12 protein-coding genes are annotated in these 14,921 nt (G+C 61.0%); 6 read left to right on the top strand and 6 right to left on the bottom strand.

Features of this window, described 5'->3' with window-relative positions:
* Positions 1 to 369: 369 nt before the first annotated feature.
* Positions 370 to 1,881, top strand: coding sequence for a sugar porter family MFS transporter (locus tag J2D75_RS09095; RefSeq protein WP_207854493.1), 1,512 nt, complete (start codon positions 370 to 372; stop codon positions 1,879 to 1,881).
* A 101-nt stretch (positions 1,882 to 1,982) separates the two neighbouring features.
* Here J2D75_RS09095 and accC read toward each other — a convergent pair whose 3' ends face one another.
* The 3 genes from accC to aroQ are packed head-to-tail and all read right to left on the bottom strand — an operon-like array spanning position 1,983 to position 4,239.
* Positions 1,983 to 3,326 (bottom strand): acetyl-CoA carboxylase biotin carboxylase subunit, encoded by a 1,344-nt coding sequence (accC, locus tag J2D75_RS09090; protein WP_207854545.1) that lies wholly within the window; start codon positions 3,324 to 3,326, stop codon positions 1,983 to 1,985.
* On the bottom strand, positions 3,326 to 3,787 hold the full coding sequence (gene accB / locus J2D75_RS09085; RefSeq protein WP_207854492.1) for an acetyl-CoA carboxylase biotin carboxyl carrier protein: 462 nt from the start codon (positions 3,785 to 3,787) through the stop codon (positions 3,326 to 3,328). The genes accC and accB overlap by 1 nt, the downstream gene beginning before the upstream one ends.
* Entirely contained in the window at positions 3,784 to 4,239 is a 456-nt protein-coding gene (aroQ, locus tag J2D75_RS09080; protein ID WP_207854491.1) for a type II 3-dehydroquinate dehydratase, read from the bottom strand. The genes accB and aroQ overlap by 4 nt, the downstream gene beginning before the upstream one ends.
* A gap of 313 nt (positions 4,240 to 4,552) precedes the next feature.
* Here aroQ and J2D75_RS09075 point away from each other — a divergent pair, with 313 nt between their 5' ends.
* A complete protein-coding gene (locus tag J2D75_RS09075) occupies positions 4,553 to 5,209 on the top strand; it encodes a septal ring lytic transglycosylase RlpA family protein (RefSeq protein WP_408736755.1) in 657 nt (218 codons plus the stop codon).
* Between the two features lie 61 nt (positions 5,210 to 5,270).
* Here the strand turns inward: J2D75_RS09075 and J2D75_RS09070 are convergent, their stop codons facing one another.
* Positions 5,271 to 6,356, bottom strand: a complete 1,086-nt coding sequence (locus tag J2D75_RS09070) for a YihY/virulence factor BrkB family protein (RefSeq protein ID WP_207854487.1) — start codon at positions 6,354 to 6,356, stop codon at positions 5,271 to 5,273.
* A gap of 366 nt (positions 6,357 to 6,722) precedes the next feature.
* Between J2D75_RS09070 and J2D75_RS09065 the strand changes: the two genes are divergently transcribed.
* Positions 6,723 to 7,853, top strand: a complete 1,131-nt coding sequence (locus J2D75_RS09065; RefSeq protein ID WP_207854485.1) for a type III PLP-dependent enzyme — start codon at positions 6,723 to 6,725, stop codon at positions 7,851 to 7,853.
* A gap of 88 nt (positions 7,854 to 7,941) precedes the next feature.
* On the opposite strand, the gene ccmB is transcribed toward J2D75_RS09065, so the two are convergent.
* On the bottom strand, positions 7,942 to 8,610 hold the full coding sequence (ccmB, locus tag J2D75_RS09060; protein ID WP_207854482.1) for a heme exporter protein CcmB: 669 nt from the start codon (positions 8,608 to 8,610) through the stop codon (positions 7,942 to 7,944).
* Entirely contained in the window at positions 8,607 to 9,467 is an 861-nt protein-coding gene (gene ccmA, locus J2D75_RS09055; protein ID WP_408736754.1) for a heme ABC exporter ATP-binding protein CcmA, read from the bottom strand. Before ccmA ends, ccmB begins: the two co-directional genes overlap by 4 nt.
* A 213-nt stretch (positions 9,468 to 9,680) precedes the next feature.
* On the opposite strand from ccmA, the gene acnA reads away from it, so the two are divergent.
* The 3 genes from acnA (at position 9,681) to J2D75_RS09040 (ending at position 14,840) form a co-directional block, all read left to right on the top strand.
* The gene (gene acnA / locus J2D75_RS09050) at positions 9,681 to 12,374 is read left to right on the top strand and encodes an aconitate hydratase AcnA (RefSeq protein WP_207854476.1); all 2,694 of its coding nucleotides are present in this window, start codon (positions 9,681 to 9,683) and stop codon (positions 12,372 to 12,374) included.
* A gap of 55 nt (positions 12,375 to 12,429) precedes the next feature.
* Complete coding sequence (locus J2D75_RS09045) at positions 12,430 to 13,200, top strand: amino acid ABC transporter ATP-binding protein (protein WP_341534972.1); 771 nt, start codon at positions 12,430 to 12,432, stop codon at positions 13,198 to 13,200.
* 128 nt (positions 13,201 to 13,328) lie between these two features.
* Positions 13,329 to 14,840 (top strand): ABC transporter substrate-binding protein/permease, encoded by a 1,512-nt coding sequence (locus tag J2D75_RS09040; RefSeq protein WP_243428646.1) that lies wholly within the window; start codon positions 13,329 to 13,331, stop codon positions 14,838 to 14,840.
* The last annotated feature ends 81 nt before the right edge of the window (positions 14,841 to 14,921 follow it).

Below are 14,921 nucleotides of genomic sequence, written 5' to 3'. Positions count from 1 at the left end.
CAGACAGACCCAATCGGGCCTATGCGCGCATGTGGCCATGCAGGCTGTTCTTGTCAGGCACCAGTCCCTCCGCCGGTATGAGCCGGATCAGGTTCCCCATCCGGGCCTCATGCCCGGATGGCAGGGTCGCCACGGTGCCTCCTTGCGGATGACGGTAGTGGCCTCTCAGTTCCTTGCCGGAACCCCCCTTGGTAGGGGCAAGCAGATAACCAAGGTCTGAGAACTGTCAAGAAAAATTCGGAGAGAATGGAAAATCCGGACGGGCTGTACAGGAGCCTGAAACGGGCTGAGTACGCACGGATACAAAAATGACAATAGAGAAAAAATTCATAGATGTGAAATGATTTTTGTTTATGTCATGTTTTTGCCATGGTAAACGAAAGAAAATCAGCTCTCAACGCCCTGAAGAGCCTTGAAATATCGCCCAATGCAGGACGTGTATTGTGGCTTGCTGTCTTTGTGTCTGCCATATGTGGTGGGCTTTACGGCTATGATACCGGCATAATTTCCGGTTCGTTACTTATTATGGAAAAAGATTTCCATCTTTCTTCTGTTCAGGAAGAACTCATTACCTCAGCCATTCTGGTGGGTGCGGTGTTGGGGGCTGTGGGCGTGTCGTGGCTGTCGGAGCGGTTCGGGCGGCGGAGTGCTGTCATGATTGTGACCGCGGTGTTTACCTCCGGAGCACTGGCCTGCTCACAGGCGCCGGATGTGACAACGCTGATTATAGCGCGTGTTTATCTGGGGCTGGCGGTGGGGGGCTCCACACAGGTGGTGCCCACGTATATTTCCGAACTCGCGCCAGCCAGCCAGCGCGGTAATCTGGTGACGGTTTTTAATGTTGCCATTGGTGTGGGCATCTTTATGGCCAACCTTATTGGTTTTGCCATGCGTGATAGCTGGGGCTGGCGGCCGATGATTGCCGTGGCGGCTGGCCCGGCGGCCTTTGTTTTTGTGTGCATGTTCTTCATGCCGCGCAGCCCGCGCTGGGTGGCGGAAAACGAGGGGTTGGTGCCTGCGCTCGAACAGCTTGGGCGGGTGCGCTCGTCACGCAAGCTGATCCGGCGTGAAATTACCGAAATTCATGAGAGCGTTTCGGGTATGGAGGACGAGGAACGTGGTTGGCGCGGCCTCATGCTTCCGTGGGTGCGGCCAGCCCTGATTGCGGCCCTTGGCACGGCGTTCTTTACGCAGGCTGGTGGGCTGGAAATGATGATTTATTATACCCCCACCTTCCTGTCTGGTGCCGGGTTTGGCGGGTCGAGCGCCCTGCTGACTAGCCTTGGCGTGGCGGCGGTTTATCTGATCATGACCCTGCTGGGTTGCCTGTTTGTGGATAAGATCGGCCGGCGCAGGCTGATGCTGATTATGGGGCCGGGGTCGGTGCTGAGCCTGCTTGGTCTTGGCATAGTGTTTGCCCTGCACCCTGCGCAGGGGAGTGTCGGGAGCTGGCTGGTTATCGTTTTCCTGCTGCTGTTCATGGTGTTCAACTCCGGCGGCATTCAGGTTGTGGGCTGGCTTCTGGGAGCTGAAATGTTTCCCCTGCCCATGCGTGCGGCGGCATCGAGCGTGCATGCGTCCGTGTTGTGGGGAGCCGACCTGCTGGTGACGGCCACAGCCCTGTCTCTGGTGCAGCAGATTTCACTGGGGGGCGCCATGTGGCTGTATGCCGGGGTTAATCTGGCATCGGTGGTGTTTGTCTGGTTCTGCGTGCCGGAAACGGCGGGGGCGTCTCTTGAGGATATCGAGAACGCACTGCGGACTGGTGCGTTCCGCCCCACGGCAGCCAATGGGCGGCGGATCGCGGTGAGTGAAGATCAGGACGAAGACGAAGGGGCTACGGCCTCTCCTGCGGCAGAGCCATCTCACGCCCTGTCCTGACAGGTCTGGTGTACTGATAAAACAACAGGGGCGGCTCTTGTAACAAGAGCCGCCCCTGTTGCGTCTGTCTGCCGGTTATCCCCCTCAAAAGGGGGCGCGTGTTACTGCGCGCGGGCGGTAAACTGTTCCAGCCAGTGAATGGTGTATTCACCCTTCTGGAACTCGGCATCTTCAAGAATACGCCTGTGCAGCGGAATAACGGTCTTGATGCCTTCCACCACAAACTCGTCCAGTGCGCGCTGCATGCGGGCGATAGCCTGTTCACGGGTGGGGGCGTGTACGATCAGCTTGGCGATCATGCTGTCATAGAACGGCGGCACCCGGTAGCCGGTGTACAACGCGCTATCCACGCGTACGCCCAAGCCGCCCGGCGGATGATAGACCGCAACTGTGCCGGGGCAGGGGATGAAGGTGGCCGGGTCTTCAGCATTGATACGGCATTCGATTGCATGGCCGGAGAAAGTGACATCCTCCTGCGTGTAGCCAAGCTTCTCACCGGCTGCCAGACGGATCTGCTCACGCACCAGATCCACATCGCACACCATTTCCGTGACCGGATGCTCGACCTGAAGGCGGGTGTTCATTTCAATGAAGCAGAACTGCCCATCCTGATACAGGAATTCGAGTGTGCCCGCATTGCGGTAGCCCATGCGCGAGAGCGCTTCGGTGGCCGTGCGGCCAATGCTATCGCGTTCCTCGGCACTGAGTGCGGGAGAGCCTGCCTCTTCGAGCAGTTTCTGGTGGCGGCGCTGCAAGGAGCAGTCGCGTTCACCGAAATGCACCACGTTGCCGTAGTTGTCGCCCAGAATCTGCAGCTCGATATGGCGCGGGCGGTCCATGTATTTTTCCATGTAAACCGCGTCATTGCCAAAGGCGGCGCGTGCCTCTGTCCGGGCCATGTTCCACGCATCGGCCAGTTCGTCAGCCGAATGCGCGACTTTCATGCCGCGACCGCCGCCACCAGCCGCTGCCTTGATCAGTACGGGATAACCGACCTGATCAGCCACGCGCCGGGCCTCGTCCAGATCGGCCAGTTCGCCGTCCGAGCCGGGCACCAGCGGCACGCCCAGTGCGAGCATGGTGGTTTTGGCCGTGATCTTGTCGCCCATCATGCGGATATGCTCTGCCGTGGGGCCAATGAAGGCCAGCCCGTGGGCTTCCACGGTTTCGGCAAAATCCGCATTTTCGGACAGGAAGCCGTATCCGGGGTGGATGGCTTCCGCCCCGGTAATGGTCGCGGCCGAAAGAATGGCCGCCACATTCAGATACGACTCGCGCGATGCAGCCGGGCCGATACACACAGCCTCATCCGCCAGACGCACGTGCATGGCATCGGCATCGGCAGTGGAGTGGACAGCCACGGTCTTAATGCCAAGCTCCCGGCAGGCGCGCAGGATGCGAAGGGCGATTTCGCCACGATTGGCGATGAGGATCTTGGAAAACATCACTCGATAATGGCAAGCGGCTGGCCGAATTCCACCGGATCACCCGAAGCGACAAGAAGGGTCTTGAGCGTGCCGCTTTTGGGAGCTTTGATCTGGTTGAAGGTTTTCATGGCTTCGATCAGCAGCAGGGTCTGGCCTGCGCTAACACTCTGGCCTTCCGTTACAAACGGGGGCGAGGACGGGTCGGGCGTCAGATAGGCCACGCCCACCATGGGGCTGGACACCGCACCAGGGTGGCGCGAGAGATCGGCCGGTGCGGGCGCTGCCGCAGGGGCTGCCGCCGGTGCGGGTGCCTGCGCCACGGCAGGAGCGGCAGCAGCCACGGCCTGCACGGGTGCGGGCATGCGCGCCACACGGATGCGGCTTTCCTTTTCCGCTATCTCGATTTCGGTCAGGCCTGTTTCAGCCAGAATTTCAGCCAGAGCCCGGATGGCATCCGCGTCCACGAGCAGTCCGCTCATCGGTTGTCCTCATTTGCAATAAGATCGGTCATTGCCTGCAATGCCAGAGAATACCCCCCTACGCCTAGTCCGCAGATAACGCCGGTGGCGGCGCGGGAGACATAAGAGTGGTGGCGGAATGGCTCGCGGCGGTGGATATTGGAGATATGAACCTCGATTACCGGCAGATCCGAAGCCAGAAGTGCGTCAAGCAGGGCGATGGAGGTATGACTGTACCCTGCCGGGTTGATCACGATACCCCGCGCCCGCTTGCGGCATTCCTGCACCCAGGAAATCAGCTCACCTTCGGTGTTGGTCTGGCGGAAATCCACCGCCAGCCCCAGCTTTTCGGCTGTACGGAGGCAAAGCTGCTCAACATCGTCCAGCGTGGCCCGACCGTAAATTTCGGGTTCACGCTGACCGAGCATGTTCAGGTTCGGGCCGTTCAGAACAGCAATGAGAGGTCTTTCCATAATAGAGCAGGGGCCTAGCACGATGCCGTGCTCTCTCCAAGAGAAGACAGCATGGGCGTGGTGCAGCCGGGCCGCAAAGGCGAGCATGCGCTGGGTATGCACCAAAGAATGAGGGGGGTGATGAAGCCTTATTTTCGCCACGCACAGGGGGCAGACAGTCCTGTGCCGGGTTCTGTCCATGAGGGGGCAGAGGCAGAAAAAGGTTGATTCCTGTGGCCCAAGGCGGTCATGTGCAGGGGCGTTAAGCCCAGATTTACGGAAATGGAGCAGGCGGATGCCAGTCCAAAACCGGAGACGAGCGAGATGGTTGACCGTGCTTGCCGCCCTGATTGCAGGGGGGGGAAGCGTGGCAGCCCGCGCTGGCGACCTGCCCGAACGCTCTGGGACGGCACAGTCTGGCGCCATACAGGCAGGGGGTACGCCCTGGGCCGACTCCGTAAGCCGCGCGCTGCAGGCCCGTAGTCAGGAAGACACCGCCCTGCGCGATTTTGGTGGAACGCAGGCCGGAGCAGGCCAGCATGGCCGCCCTATACAGACAGGGATGGCAAGCTGGTATGGTGGGCGTTTTCACCACCGGCGCACGTCTTCTGGGTCTCCTTTTGACCGGGCCAGCCTGACTGCCGCACATCCGACTGCGCCTCTGGGCAGCAAGCTGCGCGTGACATCGGAGGAAACAGGACGCTCTGTAGTGGTGACGGTCAATGACCGTGGCCCTTACAAGAAAGGCCGGATCATAGACCTTTCGCACGCGGCCGCCGCACAGATCGGTATGCTAGGTTCGGGTGTGGCGCATGTGCGGGTTGAAACCGCTACGGCCCATGAAGTGGCCGAAGCGCCAGAGGATCTGGGGCTGGGTGCGGATGAGCTGATCCTTCCCCCGAGCCATATTGCCGCAGGTTCGCGCACCAAAATCAGGCATGGCGTTTCAGCCCATACCCATGCGGGGCGCAGGATTGTGGCGCGGCGCTGAGCCGTTGCGGGGTTATTGCCCCCTGATCAGGGTTATCTGACAGAGTGCGGTGCAGCCCGGCTCAGGATTGTGCGGGCGGCTCATCGTCATTGTCACAGTCCTGCCCTTCGGGTGTCATGCTGTGCCAGACAATCAGCCTTGGGTGGCCACGGGCATAGCTTTCCATTTCCGCATTGAGTTCGGCCCCCATGAGCACCACCCATGCCGTGACGAAAAACCACATCATGATGACAATGAACGCCCCAAGCGGCCCGTAAGTGGTGTTGTAGCTGGCCAGATGCGCCACATAATACGAAAAGAGCTGCGAAGCCGGGATAAGCACAAAGCTGGCCAGCACCGCGCCGGGCATGACCCAGCGCCAGCCTGTGCGGTGCTGCCGGTCAGGGCCGTAGCGGTAAAGCGTGGACAGGGCCAGAATTTCGAACGTGAACAGGATCAGCGGCCCGCTCAGGGTGCTCAGGAAGTCGGTTGAACCCGGCGGTGTCGGAATATGCAGCCGAACGGACAGGTTCAGCAGCAGCGGAATGGCCACCATCAGGGCGATGGTCAGCACGGCTCCCAGCACTGAAAACAGGGTCAGGGCGAAGGCGGTTGCCTGAAAAACAAAGAAATTCCGATGCTCACGCGCATTATACGCCATGTTCAGCGCCGAGATGATGGAGCGTGTCGCCGCTGAAGCGGACCACAGCGCCACCGTGAGCGAAATGATCAGGTTCAGGGTCAGGGAGGTATGGGGTTCGGCCACCAGCACCTGTACCCGGTTCTGGATCAGCATGAACACGCTGGGGGGCAGGAGCGGGCGTAGCGCGTCCATCTGCGGGGTGACGGTCTGCACGTCAAACGCCAGACCATAGATTGAAATCAGCGCACTGATGGCAGGAAACAGCGACAGCGTGCTGTAGAACGCGCACCCCGCCGCCACCAGTGTGGACGGGCCAGCCACCAGACTGCGGATGGTCTGCACGATAATATGCCGCCAGTCGGCCCAGCGCAGGGTAAGCGGCGTATCGGGCCGGGGAGGGGCGGGGGGCGTATCGGGTGCCGGGTGGCCATGAGTCGTTTCTGCGGCCGGGGCAGAGGAATCGGAAGAAAGCTGGGAAGAATCGGGCCGCGTGAACGCCTGCATTGTGGGGGTGGTGTCTTTCATTCTGCGCCTTGTCGGCCTGTGGGCACCGGGGCGGGCTTTGGGCCGCTAGAGCCATGAATTATGGCGCGGAACCAGCATTACTGCCCTGTCTTTTAACGGTCACGGTCGCGTGTTGTCATGTTTTTTCGGGCAAACTGTTTTTTTTACTTGCGCTTGTGGCGGTTTGGTCGCATATGCGCTCCCCTACGCAGCAACGCACGTGCCACTGGCCCTCTGAGGTTACGCAACGACGTCAAGCGTTCTGGCAATCGGGATCGTCCTTACTTTTCTGGGCGGTCTGCCTTTGGTCGCTGGTCCGTTAGACCGTTTCGCAACTCCTTCTCCGCTGTGCATGCCGGAGAAGTATGACATGGGGGAGTGGGAGCCATGAATCCCAAAATTACCCGTTTCATTGCCGAGAACAACCCGGCAACACCCTGCCTTGTCGTTGACGTTGACGAGGTTGAAGCCCGTTACCGCGCTCTCGGGCGCGTTCTGCCGCAGGCGCGCATTTATTATGCCGTCAAGGCCAATCCCGCCGCACCCATTCTCGATCGTCTGGTCGGGCTTGGTTCCTGCTTCGATGCCGCCTCGTGGGAGGAAGTGTCCCTGTGCCTTCAGGCCGGGGCTGATCCTGCGGCCATTTCCTTTGGCAATACGGTCAAAAAGGTTTCGGCCATCCGCGCTGCTTATGAAGCAGGCGTGCGTATGTTCGTTTTCGATTGCCGTGAGGAGCTGGAAAAGCTGGCCCGTCATGCGCCCGGTAGCCGCGTTTATTGCCGCCTGCTGGTGGACAATTACGCAGCCGAATGGCCGCTGTCGCGCAAGTTTGGCACAACGGTCGAATCCGCCCGTGATCTGATGCTGGCCGCCCGTGACATGGGGCTGGACCCGTATGGCCTGTCCTTTCATGTGGGTAGCCAGCAGCTTTCAGCCGAGGCGTATGAGGTGGCGATTGCCCGCGTGGCAAGCCTGTTCACCGACCTGAGTGCGGCCGGTCTGGATCTGCGCATGATCAATCTGGGCGGCGGTTTTCCTATCCGCTACCGTGAGGATGTGCCCGAGATCGATCATTTCGCGGATGCGATTTTCCGCGCCATGACCGAGCATTTCGGCAACGCCATGCCTGAAATGCTGGTGGAGCCGGGCCGCTTTATCGTGGGTGAGGCCGGGGTCGTACATACCGAGGTGGTTCTGGTCAGTGCGCGTGGTCGCAAGGACGGGCTGCGTTGGGTGTATCTGGATATTGGCCGGTTTGGTGGTCTGGCGGAAACGGAGAACGAATCCATCCGCTATGCCATCCGCACCGGGCGTGATGGTGCGCCGTCTGGCCCCGTGGCGCTGGCCGGGCCGACCTGCGATGGTGCCGATATCCTGTACGAAAAAACCCGCTACGACCTGCCGCTTGATCTCGAATCGGGCGAGATGATCGATCTGCTGGGTACCGGGGCGTATGTTTCCACCTACTGCTCCACCCGGTTTAACGGCTTTGCGCCGCTGGCCGAGCACTATATCTGAGCCGATAGCATTTGCCCGTAGGGGCAACGCAAGCTGACTGAAGCGCGCCGTTTTAACGAACGGCGCGCTTTTTTTATTATGCTGCCGCTTATTCGGTGGCGGCGCGCAGTCCGGCCCCGGCGGCTAAAGGGCAGAGCGGGAGGGCTGCCGCGACAAAGGCCCCCAGCAGTTCCAGATCGGGTTTCCACGGCAGGCCGGTCGCTGCCGCATCAATGGCCGCGGCCCCGAAAATCAGGGCCGGGGTAATGAGCGGCAGGGTGAGCAGGGGCAGCAGAACCCCGCCCCGGCGTGCGCCCAGTACAATAGAGGCGCCCATGCCCCCGATCAGGGAAAGAACGAGCGAGCCGAGCAGCAGCCCACCCAGCAGTACCGGCAGGGCGGTGCCGGGCAGGCCCAGCATGGTGGCCAGTGGCCCGGCCGCCAGCAGGAGTGGCAGGCCGGTTGTCAGCCAGTGTGCGGTCATTTTGGCTAGCGCCACCAGCGAAGGGGGCAGGCCTAGCAGCATGAGCTGGTCGAGCGAGCCGTCTTCCAGCTCCGCACCAAACAGCCGGTCAAGCGGTAGCAGGGAGGCCAGTAGGGCGCAGACCCAGATAATGCCCGGCGCCATGCGGCGCAGCAGTTCGGGGGAAGGCCCGAGCGAAAGCGGGAAGAGCGTAGCCGTTACAATAAAGAACAGCACCGCCCCCAGCGTATCTGCACCATGTCGCAGGGCCAGCCGCAGGTCGCGCAAGACAATGTGCCAGAACAGCGATGTCATGGGTGATGGTCCTCGTCTTCGCGCGGATACGGCCCGTGCGGGTCGGACAGGAGGCTGTCCGTGATGTGATCCGTGGCGCCGGGCAAGGCCAGCGTTGCGGGAGACTCCAGTGGTAACGGCACATGCGTGGTGGCGATAATCAGGCCCCCCCGCGCCCGATGTGCGGCCATGGCGGTTCCCAGAAGGGCAATGGCGGCGGTGTCCAGCCCCAGGCTGGGTTCATCCAGCAGCCACAGCGGTGCCTGCGCCAGCAGAACACGCGCCAGCGCGGTACGGCGTTTCTGTCCGGCGGAGAGCAGGCGTGCGGGCAGGTCGGCAAGATGCACAAGATCCATTGCGGCCAGTGCTTCGGGCAGGCCGTAGGGGCTGTGATAGGAATCGGAGCCTCCTTCCTGCGTGCGGAGCTGTGCGGCAAGCTGGCCAGCGGCGGCGAACAGGCTGAGGTTCTCACGCACGCTCAGGCCGGGCTTGAGCGCCTCCTGATGGCCGAGATAGGCCACGCGCCCGGCATGCGCGGCGCGGTCTTGCCGGGTGGGTTGCCCCTGCCACAGCAATGCGCCCGAATCCGGCTGGCGCAGCCCGGCCAGAACCCGCAGCAAGGTGGATTTGCCAGCCCCGTTCGGCCCTGTCAGCAGCAGGGCCTCGCCTGCGCTCAGGCTCAGGCTGAGTGTATCAAGCACCAGCCTGTCGCCCCGGAACACCACAAGATCCTGCGCCACAAGGGTCGGGCTATAGGCCGTGGCGGCTGGTGGACTGGTGGGGGCAATGCCCCCGGTGGGGCAACCTGCCGGGACTGTCGGGCCGGACGGGGGGAGAGACGGAGCGGCGGAGATCGGACTTCTCCTTATTGTTACCATGCAAGACCGGGAAAGCATGAAAGCTCTCGCTCTCGTGGTTGCTTACCCGCTTGTGCCTTTTACAAGTGCCGGTATGTTCTAGCCCCAACGGGATAGCAAGCCGATTGTCCGGTGGTGCCGGGTTTGACCGGACCGGACAACGCATGATGCACCATGCGGCGGTGTCCTGAACGCATCACCAGCCATCGGCTGTGATCGGGGAGAGAAACGACTATGAAATCGGTTGGGCACGATACACTCAAAACTGGCCGCACCCTTACGGTGGACGGCAAGACCTATCACTACTTCTCCATTCCTGAAGCGGCAAAGACCATTGGCGACGTAAGCCGTCTGCCGGTGTCGCTCAAGGTTCTGCTGGAGAACATCCTGCGTTTCGAGGATGGCCGTTCCTACAGCGTGGACGATGCCAAGGCCATTGCCGGCTGGCTGCCCAAGGGGAGCAGCACCAAGGAAGTGCCTTTCAAGCCCTCCCGTATTCTCATGCAGGACTTCACGGGTGTTCCGGGTGTTGTCGATCTCGCGGCCATGCGTGACGGGATTGTGAACCTCAAGGGCGACCCGCAGAAGGTGAACCCGCTGGTTCCGGTCGATCTGGTTATCGACCATTCGGTGATGGTGGATTTCGCGGGTACGAAAGACGCCCTGCAGGAAAACATCACCCTTGAATTCGAACGCAACGCCGAGCGTTATGCCTTCCTGCGCTGGGGTCAGGAAGCGTTTGAGAACTTCTCGGTCGTGCCGCCTGATACGGGTATCTGCCATCAGGTGAACCTCGAATACATCGCGCAGGTTGCCTGGACCGCCAATGTCGGCGGTAAGGACTATGTCTATCCCGACTCCCTGTACGGCACGGACAGCCACACCACCATGATCAACGGTGCGGGCGTTCTGGGTTGGGGCGTGGGTGGTATCGAAGCGGAAGCCGCCATGCTCGGCCAGCCGATTGCGATGCTGATCCCTGACGTGATCGGTTTCCGCCTGACCGGCAAGCTGCCCGAAGGCGCGACGGCTACCGATCTGGTGCTGACCGTCACCCAGATGCTGCGCAAGAAGGGTGTGGTGGGCAAGTTCGTCGAATTCTTCGGCCCCGCCCTCGACCACCTGCCCGTGGCCGACCGTGCGACCATCGCCAACATGGCCCCGGAATACGGTGCGACCTGTGGCTTCTTCCCGGTTGATACGCTGACGCTCGACTTCCTGCGCCAGACCGGCCGCGACGAACACCGCATCAAGCTGGTGGAAGAATACCTGCGTGCGCAGGACATGTTCCGCACGAGCGAAACCCCCGAGCCGGTCTTTACCGATATTCTGGAACTGGATCTGGGCAGCGTCGTGCCGTCTCTCGCAGGCCCCAAGCGCCCGCAGGACCGCGTTGAACTGCGCAGCGCCAAGACCGAGTTCGAAAAAGAACTGACCTCCTCGCTCGGCGTCCCCGCTGGCGAAGCCGACAAGAAGGTACCGGTTGCAGGCACCAACTACGATCTGGGTCAGGGCGATATTGTGATCGCCGCCATTACCTCGTGCACCAACACCTCCAACCCGGCGGTGCTGATTGCCGCCGGTCTGGTGGCGCGCAAGGCACGGGCACTGGGCCTGACGCCCAAGCCCTGGGTCAAGACCTCGCTCGCGCCCGGCTCGCTGGTGGTTACGGACTACCTGAACCGTTCGGGCCTTACGGCAGATCTGGACGCCATGGGCTTCAACACCGTTGGTTATGGCTGCACCACCTGTATCGGTAACTCCGGCCCGCTGCCCGGCCATATTGTCGATGCCATCGAGAACAACAACCTCGTGGCCGTGTCGGTGCTGTCGGGCAACCGTAACTTTGAAGGGCGTATTTCCCCCAACGTCCGTGCCAACTATCTGGCCAGCCCCCCGCTGGTGGTGGCGTATTCGCTGCTTGGCACCATGCGTAAGGATATCACCACGGAGCAGCTCGGCACGTCCAAGGACGGCAAGCCGGTTTATCTGAAGGATATCTGGCCTTCCAACAAGGAAATCGCTGATCTGATCGCGTCCGCTATCACGCGTGAAGAGTTCATCAAGCGTTATGCCAACGTGTCCAAGGGCACGAAGGAATGGCAGGGCCTGAAGGTTGCGACGGGTTCCGAAACCTATAGCTGGGACACCAAGTCCACCTATGTGCAGGACCCGCCGTACTTCAAGAACATGGCGGTGGAGCCTGTTGCTCCGGGCAATATCGAAGGGGCGCGTATTCTTGCCCTGCTGGGTGACAATATCACCACCGATCACATTTCCCCTGCCGGTTCCATCAAGAAGGACTCCCCGGCTGGCCGTTATCTGATCGAGCACGGGGTCGATCCGAAGGACTTCAACTCCTACGGCTCGCGTCGTGGCAATGACCGCGTGATGGTGCGTGGCACGTTCGCCAACATCCGTATCAAGAACGAGATGCTGCCGGGCACCGAAGGTGGGTATTCCAAGCACTTCCCCGATGGGAAGGAAGGCGCCATCTATGATGTGGCGATGGAATACAAGAACGAGGGCGTGCCCCTGGTCGTGATTGGCGGCAAGGAATACGGCATGGGCTCCTCGCGCGACTGGGCGGCCAAAGGCACGCTGCTGCTGGGCGTTAAGGCGGTTGTGGCCGAAAGCTTCGAGCGTATCCACCGCTCCAATCTGGTGGGCATGGGCGTTCTGCCGCTGGTCTTCAAGCCCGGCACGGATCGCAAGTCTCTGGGGCTGAAGGGTGATGAAACCATCAGCATCAAGGGCGTTGACAAGCTCTCACCCCGTATGGATGTGACCATGGTCATTACCCGTACGGATGGTTCCACGCAGGAAGTACCGCTTCTGTGCCGTGTCGATACTCTGGACGAGGTCGAATATTATAGGCATGGTGGCATCCTCCAGTACGTCTTGCGCGGGATGACGAAAGCTGCCTGACAGATTTTCTGCCAAGGGTGACATTCAGACCACCGGCCCGGTTAACACCGGGCCGGTGGTTTGCGTTGAAGACCCCGTTGTTCTGCACGCAGAGCAGATCCATAAAAGCTTTGGCGAAGATATTATTCTCGCCGGGGTTTCGATCGAAGTGCGAGAAGGGGAGTTGGTGTCCATCATCGGCCCTTCTGGATGTGGTAAATCCACATTCCTACGCTGTCTGAATTTTCTTGAAAGACCCGACCGTGGGCGTGTGAGTGTGCTGGGTGTCAGCATTACGCGCGATGGTGGGCCTTGGCGGCGGGCGGATGAGCACGCGGCCCATAAGCTTAGAACCCATGTGGGCATGGTGTTCCAGAGCTTTAACCTGTTTCCACACCTGACAGTTCTGGACAACGTTCTGCTGGCGCCGCGCGTGGTCAAGGGTGAGCGCACCGCCACCATGCGGGATGAGGCTATGGCCCTGCTAGAAAAAGTCGGGCTGGGTCAGGTGGCCGGGCGATACCCGGTCTCGCTGTCCGGCGGGCAGCAGCAGCGTGCCGCCATTGCGCGTGCCTTGGCCATGCGCCCCGAAATCATGTTGTATGACGAACCGACTTCCGCCCTCGATCCTATCGTGGCTGAGGAAGTGCTGGGGGTCATGCGCACGCTGGATGATGAAGGCATGACCCAGATTGTCGTGACTCATGATATGCGGTTTGCCCGCCTTGCCTCGGATACGGTCATTTACATGGATGCCGGGCATGTGGTGGAGGCAGCACCCCCAGAGGAACTGTTCGTTAATCCGCAGGATGAACGCACCCGACGTTTTCTGAGAACCGTATTATGAGGCGCTCCCTTATGCCTGTTTGTGCGCATGATGGTGTTTGTGGGCCTATCTCCGGCATGCCTGCGGGCCACGATGCCCTGCCTGCTCCAGTATGGGGCGCAGCCCTGCGGGCAGTCGCACTGGTGCTTATGGTCTGCCTTGTTGCTGTAGGGGTTCTGCCCGGTGGCCGGGCTACGGCGGCGGAAGACAAGCCCGCAGCCCAGCAGACCGTGCGCTGGGCCGCCGATTCCTCAGCCGATGTGCCCTATACGTTTCACGATCCCGCCAACCCTGAACGGCTGACCGGCTTCGAATATGACCTGATGCAGGAAATGCAGCGGCATATGGGCGTGCCGTTCCAGTTCATACAGAATGACTGGGATGGTCTGATCCCCGGCCTGCAGCGTGGCCTGTATGACATGGTCATCTGCGGCATCGAGATGACCGCCGAACATGCCGATTCGATCGACTTCAGCGACCCCTATTATGTTACGTCTGAACGGCTGACCGTCCGCCGCAAAGGGCCTCAGCTTACCACGCTGGCCTCGCTTTCAGGCCATGTCGTGGGGACGCTCAAGGACACGCAGGCTTCGCAGATTCTGGGGCGCAATCCCAATGTGGAACTGCGCACCTATGAAGAGGAAAGCGATGCGTTCATGGACCTTGTGAACGGTCGCACGGACGCGGTTCTGCTTGATGGCCCCATCGCCAAATATTATGGCGATACCAATCCTGACCTGCATGTTGTGGGCGAACCCATCGGGCGGGTGGAATACGGTATCGCGTTCCCCAAGGGGCAGAACGAGGCCCTGCGCGGGCGGGTTAATGCGGCGCTGGCCGCCATGCGGGCGGATGGCACGCTCCATCGCGTGCTGGCGCGGTGGGACCTGTGGACCCCCGAAATGGCCAAGCTGACTGGTGATGACAGTGTTCTGGATATACCGCCCACCGCGTTTTCTGCTTACGTGGCCGAAATTCAGGGCAAAACCGGCTGGCGCGTGCGGCTTGAGCGCTATGTGGGCTTTATCCCGCAGTTGCTCCGTGCTGCCTGGCTGACCCTGCTGGTCTCGCTCAGCGCCATGGTGCTGGCGGTAGCTCTGGGGCTGCTTCTGGCGCTGGTGCGGTTGTATGGCCCGGCCCCGCTGGCCTGGCTGGCCGCCTGTTATGTGGAGATCGTGCGTGGCACGCCCCTGCTTATTCAGGTGCTGCTGATTTTTTACGGTCTGCCGCAATGTGGGGTGAATCTCACGCCCTTCGTGGCCGGGGTGATCAGTCTGGGCATGAACTATGCGGCTTATGAGGCCGAGAATTATCGGGCTGGGCTGCAGTCTGTAGCGTTCGGGCAGACGGAAGCCGCAATGGCCCTGAACATGACGCATGCTCAGGCCCTGCGTTATGTGGTGGTGCCGCAGGCCTTCAGGCTGGTTATGCCGATCATGACCAATGACTTCATTTCCCTGCTTAAGGACTCGTCGCTGGTCAGTGTTATTACGCTGACCGAACTGACACAGACCTATATCCGCCTGTCTTCCACCTATTTCGATTATTTTGGAACCGGGATTATGGTCGGGCTGGCCTATCTTCTGCTGGGACTGCCTTTTGTGCGCTTGGCCCGTATGGCGGAACGCAAGCTGGCCTCGCCCCATACGCGGCGGCGCTAGGTTAAACGGTCTGGCTTATGCGTCTGGCGCATGGGCCATATGGGGCAAGGCGGGGTGCGAGCGTATTGTCTCGCATTCCCG

The sequence above is a fragment of the Acetobacter suratthaniensis genome (assembly GCF_017377745.1).
Classification (GTDB): Bacteria; Pseudomonadota; Alphaproteobacteria; order Acetobacterales; family Acetobacteraceae; genus Acetobacter; species Acetobacter suratthaniensis.
This window is presented reverse-complemented; position numbering and strand designations above follow the sequence as displayed.